The sequence below is a fragment of the Ruegeria sp. E1 genome, assembly GCF_056534225.1.
In genome coordinates this window covers 243920-267471 of record NZ_JBQFPE010000004.1, presented here as the reverse complement: position 1 = coordinate 267471, position 23552 = coordinate 243920, and the positions used below count along the sequence as shown (strand labels likewise).

Sequence of the window (23552 nt, the reverse complement as noted above, 5' to 3'; positions counted from 1 at the left end):
CTCTTGCGTAGCAAGCGCATTGATGTAGATCAATAGTGTATCAATTTTTCCCGCGACCGAGTGAAGCGCCCTCAATGCCCTCCAACAACCGTAACCCAAATGCCTTGCCGATCTATGTTCAGATCTCAGAACTGCTGATCCGCGATATCGCAGCGGGCCGACTGATTGATGGCGAACGCTTGCCGCCTGAGCGTGACATGGCAGCCGATTTGCAGGTTTCGGTCGGCACTTTGCGAAAATCGCTCACTGAGCTCGAAAAAAAAGGCATGTTGGAGCGCATTCAGGGCTCGGGCAATTACGTACGCGAGACCGGAACGCAGAACAGTGTCTATGCCATGTTCCGTCTGGAATTGCCCGAAGGGGGCGGTCTGCCGCGCGCGGACATTCTTTCGGTCGATCATCTGGTAAAGCCCGCGGATTTGCCGGAATTTGGTGCCTCAGGTTCCGGGTCGCGGGTGCGCCGGATGCGTTATCTGAATGACACAATCATCGCGGTCGAGGAGATCTGGTTGGACGAATCAGTGGGAACCATTGACCGCGCCCTGCTTTCAGATTCGCTTTATCGCTATTATCAGCACCAGTTGGGGTTCTGGATCACGCGGGCAGAAGACCGAGTTTCGGTCGGTGTTTTGCCGGATTGGACCCCATCAGGTTTCACAAAATCACCCGGCGAGACCGTGGGGTATATTGAACGGTTCAGCTGGTCGGAACGGTCTGAGCCGGTCGAGTTTTCGAAAACATGGTTCGATCCTGATCGAGCCACTTACGTACAACGCCTGAAATAAAAGGAACTGCGCATGACCCGGATCATAAACTACGGGCTGATCGGATGCGGTATGATGGGGCAGGAGCACCTGCATAACATTGCGCTATTGGAAGGAACCCGCGTTGCGGCCATTTATGAGCCGGAACCCGAGATGGCCAGCATCGCGCAACAGATCGCCCCGGATGCGACATTGGTGTCTTCAGTGCAGGATCTGTTGGCAGTGGAAGAACTGGATTGCATCGTGATCGCCAGTCCGAACCACCTGCATGTTGGTCAGATCGCGGAAATCGCGCAAATCCGTCCGCTGCCATTGTTGGTGGAAAAACCGTTGTTCACCGACCCTGCTGACCTCGCGAAGCTGGAGGAACTTGAACAAACCTATCCGCATCCGATCTGGGTCGCGATGGAGTACCGTTATATGCCCCCAATCTCCGCTTTGATCGCCGAAGCGGATGAGGTAGCCGGCGGGATCAAAATGCTGTCCATTCGCGAACATCGCTTTCCGTTTCTTGAAAAGGTTGGCAACTGGAACCGGTTCAACCGCAATACCGGTGGCACCTTTGTGGAAAAGTGCTGTCACTTCTTCGATCTCATGCGCCTTATCCTTAAATCCGATCCGGTGCGAATATCCGCAAGCGGCGGACAAGCCGTAAATCATCTGGACGAGGATTACGAAGGCGAGACGCCGGATATTCTGGACCATGGCTTTGTGATCGTAGATTTTGCATCCGGTACACGCGCGATGCTTGAACTTTGCATGTTCGCTGAAGGCTCGCGTTATCAGGAAGAGATCTCGGCCGTTGCCGTGGATCGCAAGATCGAGGCGCTGGTTCCGGGACCCGGCCGCTTCTGGCCCGACCATCTGGGCGCTCCACCGGTTCCAAAACTGATTGTCAGCCCTCGTGCGCCAAAAGGTCCGGTGATAAAGGACATCCCTGTCGATCCGCGTCTCTTGGCGGCGGGGGATCACAATGGATCCACCTATTTCCAGCATTGCGGGTTTCTGGAACTGGTCAGGGGTCAGCGGTCGACGCCCGAGGTAAGCGTGCGGGATGGCGTATGGGCCGTTCGAATGGGGCAGGCCGCGCAAGAGGCATTGCAGAAGGGGGAAACCGTTCACCTCCAGAAGTGAACCTTGAACCGCAGCTACTGCAGGGGGTCTCAAAAGCGTTAACAAAACTGTCAGTTTGATATAACCTTGCAGTGTTATTGTAATTTGCGGTCTGGTTAACGCTGTGAGTCAAACGATCTATGAGAAATACGGCGGGTTCAAAACCATCAGCCGTATAGTGATGACATTCTACGAGATGGCGCTGGATTCCGATGAGATCGGATTTCATTTCGAAGAGATCGATATGCCCCGGCTGATCGATCATCAGACGAAGTTCGTGTCCTCGCTGGTGGGTGGTCCGGCCTCGTTCAGCGATGACCGCATCGAAGCGGTGCATCGGCATCTGAACATCTCGCACGCCCATTTCGATGAGATGGCTGCGCTGTTCAGCGAGGCGCTTTCGATGCATGGGATGGAGGATGCAGACATCGAAGCCGCGCTAAGCGCGATCGAGTCCAAACGCGCGATCATCGTCGTGCGGGATGTTGCATGAGCATTCTTGCCATCAATGAACATCTGCTGCGCGCCATTGGCGTCGGTGTCGCGGTTCTGCGTGCCTCGGACCTGAGCTTTGTGTTTCATAATGGCCCGTTTGCCGAATGGTTCGGCACGCCCGAGGCAGGGCAGACTCTATTGGACCTGCTGCCCGATCTAGACCCAAGGGAACTGGACGACGTCAAGCAATCGGGCCTTCGGTATTCGGCTGAATTGAAGATCAAGCCCAAGCGGCGGACACTGATCTTTGCCACCTCAGTTTCGCTGGCAAACGGGCTGGATGAACAGGTTTTGGTGGTCGAGTGTCAGAACATCACCCGCATCCGAGAGTTGGAAAGCATGATCGACAGCTATTCGACCATGGTTGAGCGCAATACCCGCGAGCTGGAGCGCGAGAAAGAGAGAGTTGAACGCCTGTTGCTGAACCTGATGCCGCGCGCGGCATACGAAGAATTCAAAACCTTCGGCGTTGTCACCCCTCAGTTGTACGATCAGGTCTCGGTAGTGATGCTGGATTTTGTGGGGTTCACCGATTTTGCCGCCAAAACCGATCCGACGGTCACGTTGAGCGAACTGAACGATATCTTCACTGCCTTTGACAGGATTGTCGAACAGTTCGGGTGCGAACGGATCAAGACCATCGGCGATGCTTATCTGGCTGTGTCTGGAATGCCCGATGCAACACCCGACCACGCAACAGCCGTTGCCCATTGCGCTGTCAGATTCCTGCGATATCTGGAACGGCGCAACGAAAGCCATCCACATAAATGGCAGGCGCGTGTTGGCTTGGGTATGGGGGCTGCCGTTGGTTCGGTCGTTGGGATTCAAAAGTATGTTTATGACGTCTTTGGCCCAGCGGTGAACATCGCGTCGCGCCTGCAGGTATTTGCCAACCCGATGAACATCGTGGCCCCGGAAGAGATGAAGTATGCCCTGATCGACGAGTTTCAGATCAGCGATATCGGGCCGGTTGATATCAAGGGCATGGGGCAGATGGAGTTGATCAACGTCACCTCACGCCTGAACACCCCTAAGCCCAGCCAGGTGTTCTGAGCGGGTTATTCGTCCGGTGCGACTAAACCCAATCCCCGCAGATAGATACCAATGCCCGATTCCAGAAGATCTTCGGGCGGGAAGGGGGATGTGGCACCGGTATTGCGCGCATAGAGTTCAACAACCCCGTGGCTCATCGCCCAGATATGGGCACTGAACATCGAAGCGGGCGGGCGCTTTTCGGGCGGAATGTGGCGCGATAGATCAGCGGCGGCCTGTTCCAGAACCTCCTTGGCCCGGTTGGCTGACAGGGCGAGTTCAGGTGTCCGGTTCAGCGAAATGCCACTTTCGAACATCGCGATGTAGTGGCCCGGGTGCTTGCGCGCGAAGGCAAGATAGGCCCGCCCGGTTGCCTCAAACGCGGCCAAAGCAGATGGCTGTCCCTTGTCGTAGGCAAACTGCATCAGGTCCGCGAACATCTCGAACCCCTGCCGCGCAGCTTCGGCGATCAGGTCTTCGCGCCCGTGATAGTGCCGGTAGACTGCCGCTGGCGTAACGCCTGCGGTCTTGGCAGCCTCGGATAGGGTAAATCCGGTCGGACCTTTTTCCTCGATCAAGGACAGCGCTGCCTCGATGAGGGCCTGTTTCAGGTTGCCATGGTGATAGCCGCGTTTCGTCATCCCTGCCTCGGGCGAGTTTTCATCAGTGATTATCGGAGCAAAACGAATAGATTATCAAGAGCAGTTCGTGCAATCACGCGCGTTCGCACACCGGGTGTATATGCGCGGCATCTGAATGATAAGACGTGATTGATTACTTGGTTTCGGCAGAGTGGGCCGGAGCCGCATCCAGATCGATGTCCGATTGATCGGGTGCGCTGACAAACGCCCCTCCGCGCTCATTCTTGATCAGTTCATACGCATTTTTGAACGGGCGGAAATATAAGGCGATCGGGTTATTCCAGGTCCCGTCTTCACCATTGCCCAAGCCGTATTCAACAGATTCCTTCGATTTGGGAGAATACAGTGTACCTGCGCCCCAATCCCAAAAGGCAAAAATGAATCCCATGTTCTTGTCCCAATGCTTGCGGGCCTTTGAATGGTGGATCTGATGTTGCGCAGGGCTGACCAGGATATGTTGAAGCCAATTGGGATAGGGCAACCAGACATGGCTGTGGCGCAGGTTAAAGGCCGCCACGAAGAAGACGAAGAGGAAAATGTTAAGGTCAAACAGCGCAAAAATTCGGGAGCCACTGCCAAACTTCTGATCAAGCAGACCAAAGACCACACCTACGGCTGCCGCCCCCAGCATTGAGGATATCGCCTCTTCGAGCGGGTGCATTCTGGCTGCGGTCAAAGGGGTCATGACTTCGGCGGAATGGTGAACCTTGTGAAATTCCCACAAAAACGGAACCCGGTGAAAAATATAGTGCCCGAACCATAGCGCGCCATCAAAAGCCAGTATGATCAACACGGTATAAAGGGCGGTTGTCGCCCACGAGGAATGTTCGGGCCCAGCTGGGGCAGGTCCCATGACGTTTTCGACAACGCCATACCAAAACGGTGCTTGAATCAGGATCGATGCGTAGATGGCGGCAATCATCGATTTGTTGACGAAGAACATGACATAATCGGCTTTGGCCGATTTGTGGGTGATCACCTCGATTGGCAGCAGCCATTCCAGTAACCCCTTTGCGCCATGCTCTTTGGTTTGTGCACGGCTGCGCATAAATACGAAAATCGCAGCAATCAGTGCTGTCATGAGGTAGAAGAGCGAAAGCCTCTGGTTCGGGTCGAAAAACAGCTCGAACGGATGCCGCAGAGCTGCCGCAACTTCATCCATCATATGCTGCATTCCTCAACTGTTCGACAATCGTTGCATGTCATTTACAGGGCATAGTTGGCAAACAATTGACCAGAATGTGGCAGCGGTGCGATGCGCGACCCCAAAGTTCTTCCGTCAGGCATCCCAGATATCCGGCCCGCCGCAAATCTGCTCGTCGGGTGTGCCAACGGCTTCGTGGTCCTTTTCGTCATAGTCGAGTTGACTTAGAACCATGCGAATGGCTGCCAAGCGCGCGCGTTTCTTGTCGTCCGAGCGTACGATGGTCCAGGGGCATTCTTCGGTATGTGTGCGCGTCAGCGTTTCCGAGATTGAACTGGTATAGGCATCCCATTTATCCAATCCTGCAATGTCGATCGGGCTGAGCTTCCAATGTTTCAGAGGATCTTTCTCTCGCGCCAGAAAGCGGTTCAATTGCTCGGCGCGCCCGACATTCAGCCAGAATTTGAACAGGCGGATACCATCATGTACCAAGCCGGTTTCAAGCGGTAAAACCTGCCGGAAAAACCGTTCCCGCTCGTCCGATGTGCAAAAACCGAAGACGTTTTCGACGACGCCGCGATTGTACCAACTGCGGTCGAAAAAAACGATCTCGCTGGCGGAAGGCAGGTGATGGATGTAGCGCTGGAAATACCACTGGCTGCGTTCGGCGTCCGAAGGTTTGCTAAGCGCTACGTTACGTGCACCGCGCGGGTTCAGGTTTTCGCGAAACCGTTTGATGGTTCCCCCTTTGCCAGCCGCATCGCGCCCTTCGAACACGATAGCGATCCGCTGTCCCGTTTCCCTGACCCAGGACTGCATCTTGACCAATTCGATCTGCAGCGCCTCCATCTGACGGTCATAATCTTTGGATTTCATCTTTTCCGCGTAAGGGTAGGTCGGGTTGACGATATCGCCTTTTTTGGCTTTGCCTATCGCGTCTCGGACATCATTGGGGGCATCATTGCGAAAATAGCTTTCAATGGCGCCTTTGTTCGAACGGGTCATGGGAGGCCTCGCGATAAAATCCATAACTTACTATGGATTACCGAAGGTTTTAACGCAAACCCGCGCGCTCAGCCGCCCGGCCTATTGCGGCGGCAACCTCGGGGGCGGCCACGACCTGCGGCATGTGCCCCAGACCGTCCAGTTCGATCAGTTCAGCATCAGGGATCAGTTCCAGCAAGCGAGGTGCGTGCCAGTCCTGTTTCACCGTTGTATCCGCAGTGCCAAACACGATTTCGGTCGGAACGTCGATCTCTGAATATCGCGGCTCAAGCTCGGTTACTTCGGCCAAAAGGTTGGCGCGCTGCTTGGCGTTGGCGTGCATCGACGCGCGGCGCATGGTCAGGCCGGGGCCGAAATGTTCGGCGTACCCTCCGGGCGCTTGTTGCGGGGCAAAAACGCGGTCCAGCGCCTGGGTCACGTACCACTCGGGGACATAGGCTGAGATCAACGGCAGGGCCAAGGCATTGCCAGCCCCGGTAGCGGCCATCGTGTTGAAAGCGTCCAATGGCGTTTCCCATGGGATCGCCGCAGGGGCGATCAGCACAAGGCCCGAGATGTTGTCAGGCCGCGTCACAGCCCAGGCCAATGCGACCGAGCCACCATAGCTTTGACCCGCCACGATGGGTTTGTCTGCGCCCAGTTGAGCCGCGGCCTTTTGCAGGATTTCCGCTTGCTCGACAATGGTTTCCCCGTCGGGGTTGAAGCTTTCGGAATAGCCCAGACCGGGGCGATCAAAAACAATCACACGGTAGCTTTCCGCAAGAATGGGAGCCAGCGCAAAGGTCATGTCGCGAGTATTGCCGCTTGAGCCGTGGATCAGGACGACGTCAGGACCATCACCCATGGTCACCGCATGTACCGTGATGCCATCAACATCCAGTAACTGACCTTCTGGCGGAAATGCGGCTTCGGCCCGCGCTTCGTTTCTTGCGGCGATAAACAGCGCCGCGACCCAGACGAGAACGATCAGAACCAGAAATATGACACCGATGCGCATCATCTCACCTCAAGCCCTCAGATCTGTTGTATCCATTCCGATCCGGTTCAGATCGAAAGGCGTGGTTTCATAGATTTCACTGATCCAGTTACCGTACAGCAAATGCGCATGGCTGCGCCATCTGTTCTGCGGTGTCTGGCTTGGATCATCATCGGGGTAATAGTTGACCGGCACGTTAATCGGCGCTCCACCGGCAACGTCGCGGTCATATTCCTGTTTCAGCGTGTCGCTGTCATATTCGAAATGGTTGAAAATATAGAGCGCGCGATGCGCCTTGTCCTCGACCAGACAGGGGCCGACCTCATCGCTCCCCAGAAGGGTTTCAAGACCATCGGCCGTGTCGATTTCGCTTTGTTTCATTTCGGTCCAGCGGCTGACAGGGATCACGCAATCATCCGAAAAGCCGCGCAGAAACGGCGAGGACGGGTTCAGGTTCCGGTGCCGGAAACAGCCGAAGGCCTTCCCATCCAGCATGTGTTTTTTGACGTCATGGAAATGGTTGATCATCGCCATCCCGCCCCAGCAAACACCAAACGTCGAATGCACATTGGTCTGGGTCCAGTTGAACACTTCGCTGATTTCGTCCCAATAGGTAACGTCTTCGAACTCAAGATGTTCAATCGGTGCGCCGGTGATGATCAGCCCGTCGAATTTCTGATCCTTCACGTCCTGAAACGGTCGATAGAACTCGGCCATATGCGCCGCAGCTGTGTTCTTGGTTTGATGCTCGGTCATCCGGATCAGTGACAGCTCGATCTGCAGCGGCGTCGCACCGATTAGACGAGCGAATTGGTTTTCGGTCTGGATTTTCTTGGGCATCAGGTTCAGCAACCCGATCCGCAAGGGGCGAATGTCCTGCCGCGCGGCTTGATCCTCGGACATGACCATGACGCCTTCCTGGCTCAGGACGTCAAAGGCGGGCAGGTCGGATGGGATCTTGATGGGCATCGGGTCACGCTGTTGAAGCTGTCTCAGGAAATCAGGAAGTTAGGCTTGGGCGGGTCGGTTCTCAAGAGTGCGTTCGATCAACTCGCCGAAATCACTTGCGTCACGGACTTTACTGACATCTTCGGCGGTCACCGTGATGCCCCAGTTGTTGGCCATCGCCTCGTATCTGGGGTGGCGGTGCGCCAAGGCGCGTGCATAGGTCCAGCGAATAAAGTCATCAGGGTTCACATCGGCACCGTCGCAGCCATGCTGTTGCAGGTATTCGGACCAGACATTGGACAGAAACTCTGCCTGATACGACATTGGCTTTGGCGACTTGTCGAACCGGCGAATCAACTCGGCGGTATGAGCGTCGTCTCCCTGCAGCCAGATCATTAGCGTATGGCCGGACAGCTCCGACAAGATCTGATCATTTGGGTCGTTCGGGTCGACCCATTCACAAATCGAACCACCGGTGTCGCAAATGAAGTTGGGATATTGATACAGATGCTGGGCGCGATCGATAAAATATTTTGTATCCAGAAGGGCATGGATTTCGGCCAGCCGGAACTGCTCTTGCCTGCGCCGATATTCAGCGATCTCAAGCCCGCCCAGCTCGGGATTGCCCGGTTTGCCCAGATAGGTCGAGACCGGCGTCAGGTTGTTGAACGAAATGTTCGATCCCAGATAGATCGAATCCGATAGCAGCAGATCCCTTAGAAAGGGCACTTTCATCGCCTCGGCCTTGGCATTGTCGGTGATATATTCGCCCATGTAGCGTGTGCCGATACGGTAATCGATCGAGTAGTGAAACCACTCTCCGGCATCCCGCAGAATGTTCGATACATAGGTCTTGCCTAGCCCGGACATGCCAAAAAACAGCACTTTCTTACGCGCCGCATCGCGCCAGTCCTGAGCTGAGGTGTAGATCATGTCTCGCCGTCCCTTGTTTTGCCCTAGCTAGAACGGGCTGAACCCGGGGTCAATCTTGTCTGGAGGCACGATTGAGAATTAACAGACCCGCAGCCAGTACCGCGAACCCGAGATATGCGCTGGAGGGTAGGGATTCGTCACGCACGATTGCGCCCAGCAGGATCGCGACCGGAGGGATGACCAGTGTGACCAGCATCAGATTGCCGCTACCCGCCTGCGCCAGAACCCGGTAGTACAAAAGATACGCCCCGGCGGTCGCGATGACCGAGTAATATGCGATTGCAGCCCAAGTTTGCCATGGCAGGGAAAGGGACGGCATACCGTCGATGCCAAGCGAGATAGGAACCATCATGATGGTGGCGGCGCTAAGCATTCCAGCAGCTGCGATTTGCGGTGGCAGATCCCCAAGCTGTTTTCGCGCCCAAACGGCGGCCAGAGCATAACAAATCGTCCCCGCAAGGATAGCCAATTGGCCAAGGCTGCCGGGATTCAGATCGGTGAAGTTCTTTAAACCAATTGCAATGGCAACCCCCAGAAACCCCAGCCCGATACCCAGCGCGCGCATTTTGCTTAGCCGTTCATCCGGAAAGAACATCGCAGCAAGCACGACGCCAAAAACAGCGGTCGCTGCATTCAGGATCGAAGTCAGACCTGTTTCGACATAAAGCTGGCCCCAGGCCATCAAAGAAAATGGCAGGACGTTGTTCAACAGCCCCATGACAAAGAACGCCCCCCACACGCGCGGATCGCGCGGGATGGGCAGCCGTTTGATCAAGATATAGGCCCACAGAACCAACGTCGCCCAGAACACGCGGTGCAACACCGATGTCATCGCCGGGATCGTATCCAACGCAATGCGGATGGACAGGAACGAGGCTCCCCAGATCAAACCCAGCAATATCAGCTCGGACCAGGCGCGCGGAGAAAGTGTTTTTTGCTGGGTCATAGTGTCTTGTCTCAGGCCAAAGCGTTTGATGCGACCCGTTTCATGCGAAAAACCCCGCCGGTAGGGCGGGGTTTCCAAAGCGTTCTATCTTACGCGATCAGTCCAGCGCGTAGGTGATCTGAATGCCAACGCTCCAGGCGCTGTTGCCTTCGAATGTGGCGCGGTTGTCCGGGCCGGTTCCGTTCGCGGTTGCATCGCCGATATCGGTGTAACGAACGCCACCAGAGATCTTGGCCTTCTCCAGCGAGTAGGTTCCACCCAGACCGATGCTCCAGAACCCGTCGGTCGGGCCCAGGTTCGAGACCGAGTTGCCTTCGGACGTTTCATAGCCAAATGTGACAGCACCCGAGAACTCTTCGGTGAACTGATATCCCAAACCCAGCGAATAGGTGAACGTCGCCTCTTCGTAGTCAACGAGGTTGATGCCTGTCAGATCAGTATAGACCGGCGGTGCATAGACAGTTTGCGGCCAGTCAACCCAGCGCACCGAACCGAACAACAACGTTTTCGGCGCGACGCCGGTCTGGAAGTCAAGGTTGATGGACTGCGGCGTAACAACCTCGGTGGTCGAATCCGCGCTGATCCGCGACGCCGAAGGGCCAAGCGGCGTCAGGCCAATAACATCGCGTGCCTCGGACTGCGACAGATCGTGCGTGATCTTCGAGTTATAAGTCAGAGCGACCCGGGCCGCGATGTCCGGCCGTTCCCAGGCAACACCGACCACATAGCCAAAGTCGATTTCCGCATCGGTCGTGACCCGGTATCCACCTTGCGGGAACGGGGTCGAAGAACCGCCTGCAATCGGTACCGAAACACTTGCCTTCAGACGCTGGGCGCGGACACCGCCGATAACGCTGAAGCCGTGATCGAATTTGTAACGCAGCAGCGCCGTGATCGCATCCGTATCGGCCTTGGCACGCAGAACGTCCGTGGTAGCACCCGGTATACCAGCCAGTGCGACCAGGTTCTGAGATAGCGGATAAGCCGACGAATAGTCGATATCAGCGCCAAAAGGCTGATCGTAGATAAGCGCAAAATCCAGCTCTTCGGTCAGGCTGCGCTTGTACGCAAGGTGCGGGGTCCAGAAGCTGTTGGAGACATTGCCCGAGTCGATGGTCTGGCCAAAGGTCGGGCTAATTGGAATCTGGTCCTGCATGGTTCCGCTGACGTCAGGCCTTGTATAGCCCAGACGGAACTGAACCACAGATCCTTCTTCAAACAGAATGTTCACACCCTGACCGCTTCGGTCAAGTCCACCTGCCTGCACGGTGGTCGCCCCAACACAGAGCGCGCACGCCTGTAGCAGCGTCTTTTTCATTATTTCCTCCCATTCACTGTCCGATTGCCCGACTATCACGCTGTAAGCGCGTACCCGGCTTCGTTACCGGTTGTTACTTTCTTAAACCTTAATTAATCGTCAACCGGTGACGGAGCGTTACTTAATAGGGGTGTCCTGCCGAACTGTTGCCGATTGGATACGGTTTTCCGAGTGAACATTCAGAAAGATACCAGCAAAGATCACGAACGCGCCCAACAAGGTCCAGTGATCCAACGGTTCGTGATACAGAATCATGCCCACCACGGCGATGGTTGGCAGGCGGGCAAAGTCAAACGGCACAACCACTGTGGCAGGTGCGATGGCAAGCGCGTTGGTGATGCAATAGTGGGCCAGCAGCCCGGCCAGACCTACCAGCAACAGGTACGGCGCCGTTTGGGCGCTGGGGAGTGTGATCTGCCCGTCCAGGCCGGCAGCGATTAGCCCAAGCACGGCCTGCATGACTGTCAGCCAGAACAAGATGCAGCCAATGCTGGCAATTTTGGTCAGGGATTTTGTGGTAATGGTGGTCAGCGCAAAGAAGACCGCTGACAAGGCAGCCGTCATCATACCCAGATTCAGCGGCACCGCACCGGGTCGTGTCACGATGAGAACACCAACGAAACCGATCAGGGCCGAGGTCAAACGCAGTGCAGTCAGACGTTCGCTCAGCAGCAGCGGAGACAGAAGAATTACCCAGATCGGCTGCGTAAACTCCAGCGCAAAAACCTGCGCCAGTGGGATGACGCCAACCGCATAAAACCAAAGATTCTGGCCGGCGAAATGAAACGTATTTCTGATGGTGTGCAAGCCCAGCCGACGGTTCGAGACCTGATGCCACTTTCCGGACAGGGTCAGGACCGTGGCAACTACGCAAATGCCTACAAGGCTGCGGAAAAACATGATCTCAAACGTATCATGCGTCGCGCTTAGTTCGCGCCCGGCCACGGCCATGGAGGAAAAGGATGCAATCGCACCCGTCATCCACAATGCAGCTTTTCCGATCTGGGTTTTTGGGTTCATGCAACTCCTAAGATGGGCGAGGCATCAGTCCGGGTAAATCCGTTGTCAAGCGCGGAGCTTTTGTGGGTGGTTTGATGGTTCGATATAGTGACAAGCGCAGGCACCGGGTTTGTATACCTGCCGACATTCTGGCGCACATTGATGTCCGACAGCCGTAAAATCAACCGGATAAAGAGAACTCTCGTATCAAATATGCGCCGCCTATTGCAGACGTATCTTGATTGAGGGCAACAGGTTTCTCGCCTCTTGTATCTCCCCGTCCACCTCCAATTCGATCAGATGTATCGCCGAGTTGTTGCCGCAACAGACCGAGACGTAATTGTCGCGAACCTCAAAAACCTGCCCAGGCGTCCCGTAGACGACGCGACCATCTATCCGATGTTTAACAATTTTCACGTTTTGCCGATCCAAACGAAAGAACGCTCTGGGGTAAGGAGATGCCTGTGCTCTGATAAAGGCATCGACCGCGTCCACATGCCAGTGCCAGCAAATTGCGCCGTCGAACTCATTTCTCTGGGCGCAATAGGTTGCATCAAGGTGATTTTGTTCCGTCGCGATCAGTTTGCCGTCACAGAAGTTTCTCCAAAGATCCGGTGCTCTCTTTATCCATTCAGATTCAATGAGATCAGACGCTTCTTTTATATCCAGACCATCTGCGTTGTTGATGCGAACCTGATCCAGAACTGGTCCATTGTCGACACCATCCGCAAACTTGAAGAACGTGGATCCTACAGTGCTTTCCCGATTGATGATCTGCCAGACCAAAGGTGATCCGCCGCGGTATCTTGGCAACAGGCTGTTGTGAATCCCCCAAACGCCCGCAGGGATTCCATCAATCATTTCTTTGGGTAGAACCCTGTAGTAGCCGCATACAATCATGACGTCCGGGCGATAGTCTGCCGCGAACCGCGCCAAGTTACCGGTGGAGTTGACGCGACGAAGATTCAGGCCCTTTGCGCGCGCGTATTCGTCGAATTTGTTGAAACAAGTTCTTGCGTCGTCCTGATCAGGCGGACAAGTGACTGCCCATTGAACTTTGGGGTCGGCCTCATAAAGCGATTTGAATAGTTCGAGACCGAACCTCTTACTACCCAGGAAGATCGCACGCTCAATCATTTCTTCTGACTCTTCCGTTCTCTAAGCTGCCGAAATAGTAGGTCGAAGTATTGATCTCTGTATCAACATAGTTTGGCGTTGGCGTCACTTCGCACACTATTTCTGTGAGACGGGTCACGTTTACTCCCACTCAATCGTGCCCGGAGGTTTGGACGTGATGTCATAGGTGCATCTGTTGATGCCCTTGACCTCGTTGATGATGCGCGTTGCGGTCTCGCCCAGAAATTCGTGGCTAAAGGGATAATAGTCGGCTGTCATACCATCAACTGATGTGACCGCGCGAAGGGCGCAGGCATAATCATATGTTCGGCCATCTCCCATCACACCGACGGTACGCACCGGCAAAATCGCGACAAAGGCTTGCCAAATGTCATCATAGAGATCGTGTTTGCGTATCTGGTCGATATAGACGGCGTCAGCTTCACGCAGGATTTCCAGTTTCTCGCGGGTGATCTCTCCGGGGCAACGGATTGCAAGACCGGGTCCGGGAAAGGGGTGGCGACCGATGAAGCTGGCAGGCAGGCCAAGTTCGCGACCCAATGCACGAACTTCATCCTTGAACAACTCGCGCAGGGGTTCGACCAGTTTCAGACCCATCTTCTCGGGCAGGCCACCCACATTGTGGTGTGACTTGATTGTCACCGATGGACCGCCGGAAAAAGACACAGATTCAATGACATCAGGATACAGTGTGCCCTGCGCCAGAAACTCGGCGCCCTCGATGGTGTCGGCATGTTTCTGGAACACGTCAATAAACAGTTTGCCGATGATCTTGCGCTTGGTCTCGGGATCACTCTGACCATCTAGTTCGCCCAGGAACAGTTCGCTTTCATCCGCGTGGATCAACTGAATGTTGTAGTTGTCGCGGAACATGCCCACGACCTCGGAGGCTTCGTTTTTGCGCAGTAATCCGTGATCAACAAACACGCATGTCAGTTGATCGCCGATCGCTTCGTGGATCAGGATCGCAGCGACCGAGCTGTCAACGCCGCCGGACAGGCCGCAGATGACCTTTTTGTCTCCGACCTGCTCGCGGATCTTTTCGATCATCTGTTCGCGATAGGCACCCATGGTCCAGTCGCCTGAAAAACCGGCGAGTTTGACGAAGTTCTCATACAGCTTCGCACCGCGTGGGGTATGGTGCACCTCGGGGTGGAACTGAACGGCATAGAAATGACGGTTTGTATCCGCGGTGATTGCGTATGGCGCGTTGGGTGAGGTGCCGTAGACTTCGAACCCCGGCGCCAGCTGGCTGACATGGTCCCCGTGGCTCATCCAGACCTGCTCGTCGCCATCGGCGAACCAACCATCCAGAATGTCGAGAGGCTTGCCAGGAGTCACAAAGGCGCGCCCGAACTCGGCTGTGCCGCCACCACCCGAGATCTTGCCGCCTTCGACTTTGCCGCCCAGTTGCTGCATCATCACCTGCTGACCATAGCAGATGCCAAGGATCGGTACGCCATAGTCAAAGATTTCTTGTGGCGCGCGCGGGGATCCGTCGCGGGTAACGCTGTCCGGTCCGCCCGAGAAAATCACGGCGCGTGGGGACATCTCGCGCACGAATTCCATCGTGACGTTCTGATAGGGGTGAATTTCGCAATAGACGTTCAATTCGCGCAGGCGGCGGGCAATCAGCTGCGTCACCTGGCTGCCGAAGTCTATGATCAGAAGGCGGTCATGGGTGTCTTGGGTCATAACCGGCTATTAGGTCGCAAGCCTTGCTTGTGCAAGCGCTATGACGTCAAATACGGGCAGCACTTCAAAGAAGGCATCGGGGGATGACTGAAAATGGCAGAAATCACGTTCCGGCCAGCTACCCCGGCAGATACGGAAGCGATCCGTTTCTGCATTGCGCGGGCATATGCGTCAGCGTTGCGGGATATTTCGGATTTGCCGGATGTTACCAACGGCATTGGTGAAGATATTGCAGTCCATGACGTAACGGTTGCGCAGGAAGGTCAGCAGGTTCTTGGCGTCGTCATATTTGGCGAGGTTGAGGATGCGGTCATGATCTTCAATCTGGCGGTGCTGCCCGAAACGCAGGGCAGGGGCGTTGCGCGTCGCCTGCTTGAAATCGCCGAATCCTCGGCACGTGAAAAGGATCACCCGTATTTGCGGCTTCGAACCCATAAGTTGATGCAGGATACCCGATCAATTTACAGCCATCTGGGATGGGCAGAGATCGAGATGGCGGGAAATACGGTTCTTTTGCAGAAACCTGTTTCGGCAAAGGTGACGTCGTACTGAGACCCATGTCGCTTTTCCCCCGATTACGCCGCAATGAACCTTCGCGAAAATTGCGCTATCTTGTAACAAATTATGCAATACTGACCAAACAGACGGGATAATCTCATGTCAGAGGCAAACACCCGCCGCAGGGCGCGCGGAGGCGGAGGCGCGGCGCGCCGGGCTGAACGTACCGCGGTTGTGATCGAAACTGCGAAGTATATCGAGCGCAACATTCCCAATTTCGAGGTTCTCAACGAAGAGGCCCTTGAACTGATCGAAACCAACGCGGAAACCGTGCTGGAGGAGGTCGGCGTTAACTTCGTCGATAACCCGGCCGCGCTGGAACGCTGGCGCGAAGCAGGTGCCGACATCGATGGCGAACGCGTGCGCATTCCGCGTGGATTGGCCCGCAAGCTGGCGTCGACCGCGCCGTCCCAGTTCACCCAACATGCGCGCAACCCCGAGAAATCGGTGGTAATCGGCGGGCGCAATCTGGTGCTGGCACCGGTTTATGGCCCTCCGTTTGTGCGCGATGCAATGGGTGGTCGGCGCTATGCGACCATGGATGATTTCAACAAGTTCGTGAAACTGGCCTATATGTCGAAATGGTTGCACCATTCCGGCGGCACAGTTTGTGAACCGACGGACATCCCGGTGAACAAGCGCCATCTGGACATGTTGATGGCTCACATGACCCTGTCCGACAAGCCATTCATGGGGTCCGTGACCGAGCCCAGCCGGGCGCAGGATTCGGTAGAAATGTGCGAAATCCTGTTCGGCAAAGAGTTCGTGCAGGAAAACACGGTCATGACTTCGCTCACCAACATCAACTCGCCGATGACGTTCGACGACGTGATGATGGGCGCGCTTGAGGTATACGCCAAGAACAATCAGGCCTGCATCATTTCTCCGTTTATTGTTGGCGGTGCGATGGCGCCGGTCTCGGTCGCGGGCACGCTGACACAGGTTCTGGCCGAGGTTCTGGCGGGCGTGGCTTACAGCCAGCTTATCCGCCCCGGTGCGCCGGTTATTTTCGGGGCCTTCGTGTCCTCGATTGACATGAACTCGGGCGCGCCGACTTTCGGAACACCCGAGGCTTCGCTGGTCACCTATGGTGCGGGCCAGTTGGCGCGTCGTCTGGGTCTGCCATTCCGTTCGGCAGGATCGTTCTGCGGGTCGAAATTGCCGGATGCACAAGCGGCCTATGAAACCGCGAACTCGCTAAACATGGGTCTGCTGGCAGGCGTGAACTTCATGCTGCATTCCTGTGGCTGGCTCGAAGGTGGTCTGGTTGCCGATTTCGAGAAATTTGTCATGGATGCGGATCAGTTGGGCGCCCTGCACGGCGTGGCCAAGGGTATTGCCTATGACGAAAACGCGCTGGCGCTGGATGCGATCCGCGAAGTTGGTCCGGGTGGACACTATCTCGGGTGCGACCACACGCAGACAAACTTCAAATCGGCGTTCTGGAAATCCGAAATGCTCGACTACAAGCCGTTCGAGACATGGGAAGAAGAAGGCGCGCGCGATACACGCACTCTGGCTTCGGCACGGGTCGAACATCTGCTGGCAAACTACAAGCAGCCGCAGATCGACCCTGACGTAAAGGCAGCGCTAGAGGCTTATGTCGCCGAGAAAAAAGCCTCCATGCCGGATGCTTTCAGCTGATCACTGATATCGCGCGGCGCGGCTGGCCTGATACAGCTGCGCCTCGCCAATCAATGCAATCATGATATCCAGATGACGCACCAGAGAATAGGCTGCGTCATCATCCCTGCGCTGCGTATTCACGTCTTTTTCAAGCTCAATCAAGCAGATCAGCGCCGACCCTGATCCGGGGAGTGATCCGTAGCCGAGAATGCGCTGCAGATGGCGTTCGCGGTCATAGTCCTGTGCTCCTAGTTTCGCTGCTCGCGTCAACAGACGGGGACGGCGGAGAGAGGCGATCATGGTCAACAGATCCTGCATGGTTGGTCCTTTCAATCCAAAACTGTTGAGGATTGTGTTGCACAACCTAAGAGGGTGTTGCTTCGCGCAACTTCGCGCCGAACGATGGTTTCACGCCTGTTTATCTTTTTGAACCAATTCTGCTGCTGACCGCCTGAGATTAACGAACCAGTAACAAAACCGACTCTAGTTAGAATTGGTTAACTAAGAATCCGGCGGCGGAGAGTGACAGATTGTTTGGTCGACAAGGGCGCATAACTATGGAAAACAACTTGGCTTTCACCGTTCCGGCGTGGGTCCCCGAAGGGGCGCAGAGATATCTGGATCACACGGAATCCGGTCGGTCCATCCGCGATATCGCACGTTCGGTGGGCTGCCATGCGTCAACTATTCTCAGGCAAATCCGCCGCATAGAAATGCGCCGGGACGATCCTTTGGTCGATGCGGCCCTGCAATCGCTGGCCGAAACGCATTTCACTTCGACCGATGCGCATCACGGTGCACTAAATCCGGGATCTCATGCCGATACGCCTTCGCCTGGTGATGCCGAGTTCGACCGTGAGGTACTGCGCGTATTGCGACGCCTGTGCGAGACCGGGGCGGTTCTGGCTGTGGCTGAAGACATGGACAAGGCGGTCGTAGTCCGCGACAACGGAGATAGTGGAACCGCGCGCACTGCGGTGGTGGATTGCAAGATCGCACAGGCGCTTGCGCTGAAGGACTGGATTTCGTGCGACAATCCGGGCCGGATTTCCCGCTATCGTATTTCGACTGCAGGCCGCGCATCGCTGAGCCATCTGATTGCTCAGAGCGAAAATCAGGCCCGCTCTCGCAGTGAATTCGGTATGGCCGAGGCCCAGACTCCATTTCAGCCCAACGAAACAAACAAGTCCGGCGATCATCTTGCTCAGCGCCCGCGCCGCGCCCGCTATAGCGCTGCCGAAAGTCCCTTAATCGCCTTATCCCGCCGGCGGGACCGGGACGGAAAACCCTTTCTGGATGAGACTTTGATTGCCGCTGGTGAACGTCTGCGAGAGGATTTTGAACTGGCTCAAATCGGCCCTCAGGTCACCCAGAACTGGGAACGCTTTCTGACAGGAGGCGGGCGCGGAAACTTTGGGCCGGATGCATTTGCAGGGCAGGGGTCTTCGGCTGCGCGCGATCGCGTTGCTCTGGCTCTCTCGGAACTTGGTCCGGGATTAAGCGACGTTGCGCTGCGGTGTTGTTGCTATCTGGAGGGGTTGGAACTGGCTGAAAAACGCATGGGCTGGTCGGCGCGCTCGGGTAAGATCGTCCTACGCATCGCGTTGCAACGGCTCAAACGTCACTACGATGATCAGACAGAACGCGATCGGTTGATCGGCTAGATTCTCGTCAGAGCCATTTGTTTTCCTTGCGCTGGGTGCTGCAAGTGATAATCAAAGGCTATGAATTTTACCCTCAGACAATTGCAGTATTTTCGGGCGGTTGCCGAGCAGCGCAACTTTGGTCGGGCCGCTCAGACCTGCCACGTGTCGCAACCCGCCTTGTCCGTTCAGATCAAGGCACTTGAGGATGCAATGGGCGGGCCACTGTTCGAACGGCAGGCCCGCGATATTCTGCTAACACCCTTGGGGCGCGATGTGTTGGATCGCGTTCGCCTTGTGCTCGACTCGGCAGATCGGCTGGATCGTTTCGCGCGGGATCATTCCGGCGGGCACAGGTCACTGTCGCTTGGCATCATACCTACGGTTGCACCCTATTTGCTGCCGGGTGTTCTCGCCGGACTGCGGTCGGGGGATGTATCGCTGCGCGTTCAGATACGCGAAGCCAGAACCGAGCGGCTGCTGTCGATGTTGCGCGCGGGCGAGATCGACGCCGCCGTCCTTGCCCTGCCATCCGGCGTCGGCGATCTGTACGAGGAACCGCTGTTCGAAGACCGCTTTCTGCTGGCCGGAAGTCAGGACCGGGTCAATCGTCTGGGCATTGACCCGGATGCGCTGCGGCCTGTTGATCTGAAAGCTGCGCAATTGATGCTGCTTGAGGATGGTCATTGTCTGACCGATCAGGCGCTGGAGGTTTGCGGGCAGGATCGCAGCAGCGGTCAGATCAATATGGGTGCGTCTTCACTTGCAACCCTGTCGCGACTGGTGGCCGAGGGGTTCGGCCTGACCCTGATGCCGGAACTTGCAGCCCGGTCGGAAACCGAAGCCGTGCCGGGTTTGCAACTGATCCGCTTCGGCTCTCCGCAGCCATCGCGGACCATCGGGCTGGTGCGGCGCAAATCGACAGCGACAGAGGACTGGTTTGATGGTCTGGCCGGCGTCATCCGAAGCGTGGGTGAAGGGATCGTAAGCGCCGCTCGTACGTGAAAAGGCCCGCCAGAGGCGGGCCTTTCGGAGATGTTGTGAATCAGGCCAACGCAGGTTCGCGGGCTTCTTCTTCCAGATGTTTCATCAGGTTCTCCGGCGAGGACACGCCATAGGGGTCTTCCGGGCAGTTATCCATCAGGCCCGGCTCTTCGAACCAGGCTTCGACTACGCCATCATTGACAATGGCGGCATAGCGCCATGAACGCATACCAAAACCAAGATTGTCCTTGTCGACCAGCATACCCATCTTGCGGGTGAACTCACCTGAACCGTCCGGGATGACCTGCACGTATTTCAGGCCTTGATCTGCGGCCCACTTGTTCATGACAAAGCTGTCGTTCACCGACATGCAATAGATCGCATCGATGCCTTTGGTTGCGAAATCGGCAAAGCCTTTTTCAAACCCCGGCAGTTGGAAGGTTGAACATGTGGGCGTGAATGCGCCCGGCAGCGAAAACAGGATGACGCGCTTGCCAGCGAAATAGTCAGCAGTGGTTTTGTCTTCCCAACGGAAGGGATTGGGGCCTTCAACCGCTTCGTCGCGGACGCGGGTGTGAAAGGTCACCTGCGGAAGCTGCGCGTCTGTTTTCATGTCTGAACTCCTGTGAATCACATGCTTTTCTTGGGTGAATTAAAACGATTCCAAATCGCCTTCAATGTATGAATTGCTGCGATTGCAAATTGTCGATTGATCATGAAACAATTTGGAAAGAAGAGACAAATGTTCATTTCTTTTCAGGTCATGCTGCGGCAGCAAAGACGCGATGCATAGCGGCCATGCGCTGCTGGTCTGGAGACGCACAAGAAACTATGTTAGGGACAGATAAATTGACCCAAAGTCAGGAAAGCCGCCCGTGCGTGATCTGAAAATTCCCGAGCAACGTCATCCTGAAAAGGCACACAAACCCGACAACGCTCAGCCGAAGAAGCCCAAGTGGATCCGGGTCAAGGCCCCTGGCGGTAAGGGCTATGCCGATACGCATAAGATCATGCGGGAAAACAATCTGGTCACAGTCTGCGAAGAGGCGGGATGCCCCAATGTGGGTGAATGCTGGAGCCAGGGCCACGCGACAATGATGATCATGGGCGAGATTTGTACCCGTGGTTGCACATTCTGTAATATCGCGACGGGCCGGCCGGACAGTTTGGATGTGTTCGAACCCGGGCGTGTCGCTCATGCAGTCGAAAAACTCGGGTTGAATCATGTGGTCATCACGTCGGTTGATCGTGATGATCTTGAGGATGGCGGGGCAGATCATTTTGCGCAGACCATCCGCGCGGTGCGTCATCGCTCGCCCAAGACGACCATTGAAATTCTGACGCCTGATTTCCTGAAATGTGATGCGTCGGTCTTGGAAACAGTGGTCGAGGCACGGCCTGATGTGTTCAACCACAACCTTGAAACGGTTCCGGGCCTCTATCCTGAAGTGCGTCCCGGCGCACGGTATTTCCATTCGCTGCGCTTGTTGCAACGCGTGAAAGAGATGGATCCGTCCATGTTTACCAAGTCCGGTATCATGGTTGGGCTGGGCGAAGAAGAACAACAGGTTCGGCAGGTCATGGACGACATGCGCGCCGCAGATATCGATTTCCTGACCATAGGTCAGTATCTGCAGCCCACGCCAAAACATCACCGCGTAGATCGTTTTGTCACGCCCGAAGAATTCGCGGCCTATGAAAAAGCTGCTTTTGGCAAAGGGTTCCTGATGGTGTCCGCAACGCCTTTGACCCGGTCGTCCTACCACGCGGGCGACGATTTCGCGCGTCTGCGCGAGGCGCGCCTGAAAAAGCTGAATCAGGGGTGAACCCGCAGGATCAGAAGTGGCTGACCGACTGTCGCCATGCGTTGCATCAGCACCCTGAAATCTCGGGGCAAGAGGTGGAAACAGCCGCCAAAATCTGCGCTTTGCTGGAATCATGCGCGCCGGACCAAGTGCTGACCGGTATCGGAGGGCACGGCGTTGCTGCAGTCTATGACAGCGGCAACGATGGCCCGACCGTAGCAATTAGATGCGAACTGGATGGTTTGCCGATCCAGGAAATCTCGGAGGCGCCTTACAAGTCGACATATCCGGGTAGAGGACATCTTTGCGGGCACGACGGGCACATGGTCATGGTTCTGGGCGTTGCCAGAGAGCTCGGGCGGGCACGCCCAAAGGCCGGCTCTGTCGTGTTGATTTTCCAGCCTGCAGAAGAAACCGGAAAAGGCGCGATAGCCTATCGCAGTGACCCCAACTTTGCGGAAATTGCACCGGATTATGCGTTTTCACTGCACAATCTCCCGGGATTGGAGTTGGGTACCGTCGAGCTATGCGAAGGTCCAGCCAACTGTGCCTCGCGCGGAATGCGGATCGAACTGACCGGAAAGACATCTCATGCTGCGGCACCGCAGGATGGGGTTTCCCCTGCGCAGGCGCTGTCTCGGCTAATTTCGGCAATGGCCGAACTGGGGCAGGGTGGCGCATTAGACGACGCTTATGCGTTGACGACAGTCACCCATGTCAATCTCGGTGCACCGACGTTTGGGATCGCACCCGGTCAGGCTGAGATATGGGTGACGCTGCGCACAGTCACCGATGCGCGAATGAACCAACTGATCCAGTCAGCCGAGAGTCTGGCGGCCGAAGTGGCAAAGGCTGAAGGGTTGTCCGTAAGTGTCCAATATGACGACGTTTTTGATGCTTGTGTAAATCAAGCCGATGCTGTGGATGTTCTGACGCGGGCGTGCGGGGATCAAAACGTTCCATTGCAATTGTCGAAGCATCCTCAGCGGTTTTCCGAAGATTTTGGGCAATTCGCCAAAGGTGCAAAATCGGCGATGTTCTGGCTGGGGGCTGGCAAAGAGCATCCGCAATTGCATAACCCTGACTATGATTTCCCGGATGCTCTGATCCCAGTGGGCACCGGTATCTTTCTACAGGCGATCAATCATTTGTTGGGCACTGATTAACCCGGTTTCTATTCGCCCGGATCAATCCTCGACAAAGCGGACTTTGCCGATAAAAGGCAAGTTGCGGTTTCGCTGCGCATAATCGATGCCGTAACCCACAACAAATTCATCGGGTATCTCAAAACCAATCCAATCCGAGCGGAAATCAACTTCACGCCGGCTGGGTTTGTCCAGCAAAGCGATGGATTTCAATCGCTTGGGTTTACGGCTTTGCAGCAGCTTGGTCACATGGTTCAGCGTGTGGCCGGTATCGACAATGTCCTCAACCACCAAAACATCGCGACCTTCAATAGCGCCGCGCAAGTCTTTGAGAATTCGTACTTCTCGGCTGCTTTCCATCGAGTCTCCGTAAGAGGATGCCTCAAGGAAATCCACTTCGATCGGCAAATCAAGCTCTCGCACAAGATCGGCAATAAACACAAAACTGCCGCGCAAAAGACCAACAACGATCAGCTTGTCCGTGCCTGCGTATTCCGAGGTGATCTCACCGCAAAGCTCCTCGATCCGGGCGGCAATGGCCTTGGCCGAGATCATCGTATCTATCACATATGCGCGGTCGCTCATCACTGCCCCCTTGATCTTTGGCGCGCAACATACGACATGACGCGCCATTGTCACCTGTAA

General features: G+C 55.8%; 24 protein-coding genes. 10 read left to right on the top strand and 14 right to left on the bottom strand.

The genetic code is table 11. The features are described from left to right. Nucleotides 1-74: 74 nt before the first annotated feature. The 4 genes from ACR0FG_RS06850 (at nucleotide 75) to ACR0FG_RS06835 (ending at nucleotide 3425) form a co-directional block, all read left to right on the top strand. On the top strand, nucleotides 75-785 hold the full coding sequence (locus tag ACR0FG_RS06850) for a GntR family transcriptional regulator (RefSeq protein ID WP_480891360.1): 711 nt from the start codon (nucleotides 75-77) through the stop codon (nucleotides 783-785). A 12-nt stretch (nucleotides 786-797) separates the two neighbouring features. Beyond that, the gene (locus ACR0FG_RS06845; RefSeq protein WP_480891357.1) at nucleotides 798-1898 is read left to right on the top strand and encodes a Gfo/Idh/MocA family protein; all 1101 of its coding nucleotides are present in this window, start codon (nucleotides 798-800) and stop codon (nucleotides 1896-1898) included. A 103-nt stretch (nucleotides 1899-2001) separates the two neighbouring features. Continuing rightward, a complete protein-coding gene (locus tag ACR0FG_RS06840; RefSeq protein ID WP_480891354.1) occupies nucleotides 2002-2370 on the top strand; it encodes a group I truncated hemoglobin in 369 nt (122 codons plus the stop codon). After that, on the top strand, nucleotides 2367-3425 hold the full coding sequence (locus ACR0FG_RS06835) for an adenylate/guanylate cyclase domain-containing protein (RefSeq protein ID WP_480891351.1): 1059 nt from the start codon (nucleotides 2367-2369) through the stop codon (nucleotides 3423-3425). Before ACR0FG_RS06840 ends, ACR0FG_RS06835 begins: the two co-directional genes overlap by 4 nt. Nucleotides 3426-3430: 5 nt before the next feature. Here ACR0FG_RS06835 and ACR0FG_RS06830 read toward each other — a convergent pair whose 3' ends face one another. The 11 genes from ACR0FG_RS06830 to guaA form a co-directional block, all read right to left on the bottom strand. Next, a complete protein-coding gene (locus ACR0FG_RS06830; protein ID WP_170711347.1) occupies nucleotides 3431-4045 on the bottom strand; it encodes a TetR/AcrR family transcriptional regulator in 615 nt (204 codons plus the stop codon). A 133-nt stretch (nucleotides 4046-4178) separates the two neighbouring features. After that, on the bottom strand, nucleotides 4179-5210 hold the full coding sequence (locus ACR0FG_RS06825) for a sterol desaturase family protein (protein ID WP_480891348.1): 1032 nt from the start codon (nucleotides 5208-5210) through the stop codon (nucleotides 4179-4181). A 114-nt stretch (nucleotides 5211-5324) separates the two neighbouring features. Continuing rightward, the gene (gene ppk2, locus ACR0FG_RS06820; protein ID WP_480891345.1) at nucleotides 5325-6194 is read right to left on the bottom strand and encodes a polyphosphate kinase 2; all 870 of its coding nucleotides are present in this window, start codon (nucleotides 6192-6194) and stop codon (nucleotides 5325-5327) included. A gap of 49 nt (nucleotides 6195-6243) precedes the next feature. Beyond that, the gene (locus ACR0FG_RS06815; protein WP_480891499.1) at nucleotides 6244-7191 is read right to left on the bottom strand and encodes an alpha/beta fold hydrolase; all 948 of its coding nucleotides are present in this window, start codon (nucleotides 7189-7191) and stop codon (nucleotides 6244-6246) included. Between the two features lie 9 nt (nucleotides 7192-7200). Beyond that, nucleotides 7201-8139: a homoserine O-acetyltransferase MetA gene (gene metA, locus ACR0FG_RS06810; RefSeq protein WP_480891343.1), complete on the bottom strand. Its 939-nt coding sequence runs from the start codon at nucleotides 8137-8139 to the stop codon at nucleotides 7201-7203. A 39-nt stretch (nucleotides 8140-8178) separates the two neighbouring features. Then, nucleotides 8179-9051, bottom strand: a complete 873-nt coding sequence (locus ACR0FG_RS06805) for an ATPase (protein ID WP_480891340.1) — start codon at nucleotides 9049-9051, stop codon at nucleotides 8179-8181. A 49-nt stretch (nucleotides 9052-9100) separates the two neighbouring features. Further along, nucleotides 9101-9997, bottom strand: coding sequence for a DMT family transporter (locus ACR0FG_RS06800; RefSeq protein ID WP_170711353.1), 897 nt, complete (start codon nucleotides 9995-9997; stop codon nucleotides 9101-9103). Between the two features lie 97 nt (nucleotides 9998-10094). Beyond that, nucleotides 10095-11315, bottom strand: a complete 1221-nt coding sequence (locus ACR0FG_RS06795; protein WP_170711354.1) for an outer membrane protein transport protein — start codon at nucleotides 11313-11315, stop codon at nucleotides 10095-10097. A gap of 117 nt (nucleotides 11316-11432) precedes the next feature. Beyond that, complete coding sequence (locus ACR0FG_RS06790; RefSeq protein WP_480891335.1) at nucleotides 11433-12335, bottom strand: DMT family transporter; 903 nt, start codon at nucleotides 12333-12335, stop codon at nucleotides 11433-11435. A 201-nt stretch (nucleotides 12336-12536) separates the two neighbouring features. Beyond that, the gene (locus ACR0FG_RS06785) at nucleotides 12537-13451 is read right to left on the bottom strand and encodes a methionyl-tRNA formyltransferase (RefSeq protein ID WP_480891333.1); all 915 of its coding nucleotides are present in this window, start codon (nucleotides 13449-13451) and stop codon (nucleotides 12537-12539) included. Nucleotides 13452-13571: 120 nt separating this feature from the next. Next, nucleotides 13572-15146 carry a glutamine-hydrolyzing GMP synthase gene (guaA, locus tag ACR0FG_RS06780; protein ID WP_480891330.1) on the bottom strand — a complete coding sequence of 525 codons (1575 nt, stop codon included), beginning with the start codon at nucleotides 15144-15146 and terminating at the stop codon, nucleotides 13572-13574. A 93-nt stretch (nucleotides 15147-15239) separates the two neighbouring features. On the opposite strand from guaA, the gene ACR0FG_RS06775 reads away from it, so the two are divergent. Both ACR0FG_RS06775 and ACR0FG_RS06770 read left to right on the top strand, forming a co-directional pair. Continuing rightward, nucleotides 15240-15698: a GNAT family N-acetyltransferase gene (locus tag ACR0FG_RS06775; protein WP_480891327.1), complete on the top strand. Its 459-nt coding sequence runs from the start codon at nucleotides 15240-15242 to the stop codon at nucleotides 15696-15698. 105 nt (nucleotides 15699-15803) lie between these two features. Continuing rightward, on the top strand, nucleotides 15804-17348 hold the full coding sequence (locus tag ACR0FG_RS06770; protein ID WP_170711358.1) for a trimethylamine methyltransferase family protein: 1545 nt from the start codon (nucleotides 15804-15806) through the stop codon (nucleotides 17346-17348). On the opposite strand, the gene ACR0FG_RS06765 is transcribed toward ACR0FG_RS06770, so the two are convergent. Next, nucleotides 17349-17648 carry a DUF6477 family protein gene (locus ACR0FG_RS06765; RefSeq protein ID WP_170711359.1) on the bottom strand — a complete coding sequence of 100 codons (300 nt, stop codon included), beginning with the start codon at nucleotides 17646-17648 and terminating at the stop codon, nucleotides 17349-17351. It lies immediately after the preceding gene. Nucleotides 17649-17887: 239 nt separating this feature from the next. Between ACR0FG_RS06765 and ACR0FG_RS06760 the strand changes: the two genes are divergently transcribed. Together ACR0FG_RS06760 and ACR0FG_RS06755 are read left to right on the top strand one after the other, a co-directional pair. Next, complete coding sequence (locus tag ACR0FG_RS06760) at nucleotides 17888-18994, top strand: DUF6456 domain-containing protein (RefSeq protein ID WP_480891324.1); 1107 nt, start codon at nucleotides 17888-17890, stop codon at nucleotides 18992-18994. Nucleotides 18995-19054: 60 nt separating this feature from the next. Beyond that, a complete protein-coding gene (locus ACR0FG_RS06755) occupies nucleotides 19055-19978 on the top strand; it encodes a hydrogen peroxide-inducible genes activator (protein ID WP_170711361.1) in 924 nt (307 codons plus the stop codon). Nucleotides 19979-20018: 40 nt separating this feature from the next. Here ACR0FG_RS06755 and ACR0FG_RS06750 read toward each other — a convergent pair whose 3' ends face one another. Next, the gene (locus ACR0FG_RS06750) at nucleotides 20019-20570 is read right to left on the bottom strand and encodes a redoxin family protein (protein WP_480891321.1); all 552 of its coding nucleotides are present in this window, start codon (nucleotides 20568-20570) and stop codon (nucleotides 20019-20021) included. Between the two features lie 262 nt (nucleotides 20571-20832). On the opposite strand from ACR0FG_RS06750, the gene lipA reads away from it, so the two are divergent. After that, nucleotides 20833-21783, top strand: a complete 951-nt coding sequence (gene lipA, locus ACR0FG_RS06745; RefSeq protein WP_170711363.1) for a lipoyl synthase — start codon at nucleotides 20833-20835, stop codon at nucleotides 21781-21783. Beyond that, nucleotides 21780-22928: an amidohydrolase gene (locus ACR0FG_RS06740; RefSeq protein ID WP_480891318.1), complete on the top strand. Its 1149-nt coding sequence runs from the start codon at nucleotides 21780-21782 to the stop codon at nucleotides 22926-22928. Before lipA ends, ACR0FG_RS06740 begins: the two co-directional genes overlap by 4 nt. A gap of 21 nt (nucleotides 22929-22949) precedes the next feature. On the opposite strand, the gene hpt is transcribed toward ACR0FG_RS06740, so the two are convergent. Beyond that, nucleotides 22950-23492 carry a hypoxanthine phosphoribosyltransferase gene (gene hpt / locus ACR0FG_RS06735; protein ID WP_170711365.1) on the bottom strand — a complete coding sequence of 181 codons (543 nt, stop codon included), beginning with the start codon at nucleotides 23490-23492 and terminating at the stop codon, nucleotides 22950-22952. Nucleotides 23493-23552 lie beyond the last annotated feature (60 nt).

Coding starts and splice junctions, on each gene's coding strand:
- ACR0FG_RS06800 (WP_170711353.1), bottom strand. CDS start 9,997: ATGACCCAGCAAAAAACACTTTCTCCGCGCGCCTGGTCCGAGCTGATA.
- ACR0FG_RS06805 (WP_480891340.1), bottom strand. CDS start 9,051: ATGATCTACACCTCAGCTCAGGACTGGCGCGATGCGGCGCGTAAGAAA.
- ACR0FG_RS06785 (WP_480891333.1), bottom strand. CDS start 13,451: ATGATTGAGCGTGCGATCTTCCTGGGTAGTAAGAGGTTCGGTCTCGAA.
- hpt (WP_170711365.1), bottom strand. CDS start 23,492: ATGAGCGACCGCGCATATGTGATAGATACGATGATCTCGGCCAAGGCC.
- metA (WP_480891343.1), bottom strand. CDS start 8,139: ATGCCCATCAAGATCCCATCCGACCTGCCCGCCTTTGACGTCCTGAGC.
- ACR0FG_RS06815 (WP_480891499.1), bottom strand. CDS start 7,191: ATGCGCATCGGTGTCATATTTCTGGTTCTGATCGTTCTCGTCTGGGTC.
- guaA (WP_480891330.1), bottom strand. CDS start 15,146: ATGACCCAAGACACCCATGACCGCCTTCTGATCATAGACTTCGGCAGC.
- ACR0FG_RS06830 (WP_170711347.1), bottom strand. CDS start 4,045: ATGACGAAACGCGGCTATCACCATGGCAACCTGAAACAGGCCCTCATC.
- ACR0FG_RS06770 (WP_170711358.1), top strand. CDS start 15,804: ATGTCAGAGGCAAACACCCGCCGCAGGGCGCGCGGAGGCGGAGGCGCG.
- ACR0FG_RS06750 (WP_480891321.1), bottom strand. CDS start 20,570: ATGAAAACAGACGCGCAGCTTCCGCAGGTGACCTTTCACACCCGCGTC.
- ACR0FG_RS06760 (WP_480891324.1), top strand. CDS start 17,888: ATGGAAAACAACTTGGCTTTCACCGTTCCGGCGTGGGTCCCCGAAGGG.
- ACR0FG_RS06845 (WP_480891357.1), top strand. CDS start 798: ATGACCCGGATCATAAACTACGGGCTGATCGGATGCGGTATGATGGGG.
- ACR0FG_RS06790 (WP_480891335.1), bottom strand. CDS start 12,335: ATGAACCCAAAAACCCAGATCGGAAAAGCTGCATTGTGGATGACGGGT.
- ACR0FG_RS06825 (WP_480891348.1), bottom strand. CDS start 5,210: ATGATGGATGAAGTTGCGGCAGCTCTGCGGCATCCGTTCGAGCTGTTT.
- ACR0FG_RS06850 (WP_480891360.1), top strand. CDS start 75: ATGCCCTCCAACAACCGTAACCCAAATGCCTTGCCGATCTATGTTCAG.
- ACR0FG_RS06835 (WP_480891351.1), top strand. CDS start 2,367: ATGAGCATTCTTGCCATCAATGAACATCTGCTGCGCGCCATTGGCGTC.
- ACR0FG_RS06755 (WP_170711361.1), top strand. CDS start 19,055: ATGAATTTTACCCTCAGACAATTGCAGTATTTTCGGGCGGTTGCCGAG.
- ACR0FG_RS06765 (WP_170711359.1), bottom strand. CDS start 17,648: ATGCAGGATCTGTTGACCATGATCGCCTCTCTCCGCCGTCCCCGTCTG.
- ACR0FG_RS06795 (WP_170711354.1), bottom strand. CDS start 11,315: ATGAAAAAGACGCTGCTACAGGCGTGCGCGCTCTGTGTTGGGGCGACC.
- ACR0FG_RS06775 (WP_480891327.1), top strand. CDS start 15,240: ATGGCAGAAATCACGTTCCGGCCAGCTACCCCGGCAGATACGGAAGCG.
- ppk2 (WP_480891345.1), bottom strand. CDS start 6,194: ATGACCCGTTCGAACAAAGGCGCCATTGAAAGCTATTTTCGCAATGAT.